The following is a 3,361-nucleotide window of genomic DNA, read 5'->3' as shown; positions in this document are numbered from 1 at the left end:
ACCCGATCCCCCGTCCGTGGCTTCGGCGTCAAATCCGGGGTCACCCCATCAGCCACATGAGGCTAGCCGCCGAGCGGCAAGGCGGCTCGCGTCTCCCATTCGTACTGCTTGTGGTCCCGATTCAGGACGATGAGTTGCACCTCACCTATTCGTACCGGGACCGGGTCGAGCGCCGCCGCGATGGGGTTCATCGATCCGGCCTCGCTGCTGTACGCCACGCTGATGTGCGGCTCCCACTCCTCGGCCTCCGTCAGACAGGCTGGGCCGCGGGCTTCAACGATCGCTTCTCGAAGTGCTCGCCGGACAGGAACCAGGTCCTCGACCGGTTGCACCTTCAGCCGTACGACCTCCGGATCGATGACCGCCGGCCCGACGTTGACTGCCACGCTTGGCATGCCTGCGAGGCGGCGACGTGTGGCGTCGATGACCGCCTCGAGATCTGCCGCCGGCGTCTCGTCAACGAACCCGACGCCCTGAGTCGTCGGGAGTGTCAACTTTTCGGTGTAACTCGATCTTGTGATGTGGGTTACTTTCGTCCGGCGGACAGGCGTCCGTCGAAGGTGATGTCGAAGGCGTTCAGGGCGGCCTTCCACCGGTTGGTCCAGCGCTTGCGGCCCTTGCCGGTGGGGTCCAGGCTCATCAGCGCCAGGTACAGGCATTTGAGGGCTGCCTGCTCGGTGGGGAAGTGACCGCGGGCGTTGACGGCTCTGCGCAGCCGGGCGTTGATCGATTCGATCGCATTTGTCGTGCAGATGACGGTTCTGATCTCTCGGTCGAACCGCAGGAACGGAACAAATTCCGCCCACGCATTCTCCCACAGCCGTATGATGGCTGGGTAGCGTTTTTCCCACTTGCCGGAGAATTCGGCGAACCGGTCGAGCGCTTCGGCTTCGGACGCCGCCGTGTAGACGGGCTTGAGGTCTTTCGCGATCTGCGCCCAGTCCCTCTTCGACGCGTACTTGAACGAATTCCGCAGCAGATGAACAATGCAGGTCTGAACGATCGTCTTCTCCCAGACCGCGCTGACCGCATCCGGCAGCCCTTTCAGCCCATCGCAGACCAGCATGCACACGTCGGCGACACCGCGATTCTTGATCTCGGTAAGGACCCGCAGCCAGTACTTCGCTCCCTCACCGTCGCCGTGCTCGCCGGCCCACAGGCCCAGCACGTCCCGCTCGCCGTCTGCGGTGACGCCCAGGGCCAGGTAGATCGGCCGGTTGGCGACCTGGCCCTCACCGATCTTGACGTTGATCGCGTCGATGAAAATCACCGCGTACACCGAATCGAGCGGACGGCTTTGCCATTCCGCCATTCCCTCCATCACCCGATCGGTGATCGTGGTGATCGTCTGCTTCGACACCTGCGCCCCGTACACCTCGGCCAGGTGCGCGGCGATCTCTCCGTGAGTCAGCCCTTTCGCAGACAGGGAAATCACCATCTCCTCGACCCCGGTCAGCCGCCGCTGCCTTTTGGCGACGATTTCCGGCTCGAAGCTGGAATCACGATCCCGCGGCACCGATATCTCAACCGGGCCGGCATCGGTCAGCACCGTCTTGGCGCGGTGACCGTTACGGGAATTCCCGCCGTCACGGCCCGCCGGGTCGTTCTTCCCATAACCCAAGTGATCGTCCAGCTCGCCCTCCAAGGCGCCCTCGACCACCATCTTGGTCAGCTTCCCCAGCAGACCGCCCTCACCGGTCAGCTTCAGCCCGCCGGCGCGGGCCCGCTCGGTCAGCTCACGCAGAACCTGCTCATCTGCGGCGGACAGCTCGGCGCCGTCCTGGCCCCGCCGACTCGTCACATCCGTCACTGGTGTCTCCCTGCCTGTCAGGAGTTACACCTTTAAAATTACAGTCCCACCGGTCGGCGTGGTGGTGTGGGGTCGTCGGTTGGTCAGTTCGCGGGAGGTGTGATGGAGCGCACCAGTGCGTCCAGTTCGCGGTCGGGGCTGACGTGTTTGCTGTAGAGCGGGCCGCAGGGCGTGGTCGCCAGTCGTATCGCGAGGCTGAGCAAGTCCGGCGCCGGGGTGTCGGCGCGGTAGGTCTCGGCGAGGCGGGTGAAGTCGTTCATGATGCCGACGACGCTGCGGTTGGCGGTCTTGGCGAGGCGGTGGTCGTGCATCTGCTGTAGTTCTGCGCGGATGATCGTTTCTGGGGTTCCATGCGCGCCGAGCACCGTGGCGACCTGTTGCGGGAATCTGGCAAGCAGGGTCGCCGCGGGGGCGAACGGCATCAGGACCGGCAGCAGTGTCGGTTCGTTGACGAACAATGCGACCTGGGGTTTCCAGAACAGGGCGGTGGCGTACCAGTGGCCCAGCAGGGTGGTGGGTTGCTCGCCTTCGTCCAGGTTGGGTGGCCCGATGCGGTCGAGTAGCTTCTTGGTCGCGCGCACGATGAGCACACGCCCATCCTGCCGCTCCGGCGGGCATGATGCCCGTCGGGGGCGGGCCGATCAGGAGACCAACGCTCGGTGGGCTGAAGACACGGCTACTACCGGTAGTCTCACCCGACCTCGCCGCAGAACCTCGGTTCTCGCGATCGCCGGCATCCTCTTCTGCCGCCGACAGCGCTCATCTGCCGACGTCAGTGGGTCTAAATCTGGCCGGGCTGTTCAGGTGCGCTCGGAGGTGCCGAACACGTAGTCGCTCGCGAACCGCACCATCGGAAGGCGGCGCCGCCGAGCGGCGAGCGCGTCCTGCACGCGGGTGGCTTCCTTCTCCGCCTTGAGCAGCTCGTCGCGGGCCTGCTGCCACTCCTCAGTGGAGACGACCCTCGGTAGAGGCGGGGACTCGGTCATGTCTGGCTCCTATCGTCCGCTGCGCCCGGGAATGGGCACAGTCAGCTTGTTGGGCTCTGCTCCGCCTGGTCTGGGCCTGCCTGGTCTGGGTCTGCCGCAACGATGTTGCATCGCCTGCACCAGCCCGCGTTCCGCGTAATTCAGCGGCCTGGAGTGCTGAATCTGGGGTCTGCGCTGGGTGGGCATGGGTGTGGCCGCCTGGAGGGCGTTTCTCTAGGCGGTGGTGTTTCAGCTGGTCAGCGGGGTGTGGGTTGAAGGTCGATGACCTGTTTGGGGTGGGGGATGCTGAGCTTGGAGAGCAGGTCGATCTGGGCTTCGGTGAGGCCGGTGACCTGCCGAAACAGGCCGGCAGGGCCGGTGAAGGTGCCGGCGTGGAGGCGCTGGAGTTCGCGGTGGGCTTGGGTCCAGGTCGTGCCGGTCTGGGTCTCGACGATGCGGATGAGGAGGAGGGCGAGCCAGCAGAGGATGACGTGGGCGCGGATGCGTTCTTCGAGCCGGTGGTAGACCGGCCGCAGGTCCAGCACGGACTTCATGTCACGCCAGCCCCGCTCGACCTCCAGGAGCT

Annotated in this window: 4 protein-coding genes and 1 pseudogene; all 5 read right to left on the bottom strand. The window is 65.4% G+C overall.

What is annotated here, in order from left to right:
• Positions 1-62: 62 nt before the first annotated feature.
• Entirely contained in the window at positions 63-494 is a 432-nt protein-coding gene (locus tag VGH54_RS29585) for a 2'-5' RNA ligase family protein (protein WP_331515741.1), read from the bottom strand.
• A gap of 32 nt (positions 495-526) precedes the next feature.
• Positions 527-1,801: an IS256 family transposase gene (locus VGH54_RS29580; protein ID WP_414688839.1), complete on the bottom strand. Its 1,275-nt coding sequence runs from the start codon at positions 1,799-1,801 to the stop codon at positions 527-529.
• Between the two features lie 92 nt (positions 1,802-1,893).
• Positions 1,894-2,400 carry a DUF6933 domain-containing protein gene (locus VGH54_RS29575; RefSeq protein WP_331515740.1) on the bottom strand — a complete coding sequence of 169 codons (507 nt, stop codon included), beginning with the start codon at positions 2,398-2,400 and terminating at the stop codon, positions 1,894-1,896.
• A gap of 210 nt (positions 2,401-2,610) precedes the next feature.
• Positions 2,611-2,796 carry a DUF899 family protein gene (locus VGH54_RS29570; protein ID WP_331515739.1) on the bottom strand — a complete coding sequence of 62 codons (186 nt, stop codon included), beginning with the start codon at positions 2,794-2,796 and terminating at the stop codon, positions 2,611-2,613.
• Between the two features lie 236 nt (positions 2,797-3,032).
• Positions 3,033-3,361: pseudogene (locus VGH54_RS29565) on the bottom strand (IS1634 family transposase); the annotation flags it as partial.

This window comes from Mycobacterium sp. (genome assembly GCF_036488105.1).
In the GTDB taxonomy this organism is placed as follows: Bacteria; Actinomycetota; Actinomycetes; order Mycobacteriales; family Mycobacteriaceae; genus Mycobacterium.
This window is presented reverse-complemented; position numbering and strand designations above follow the sequence as displayed.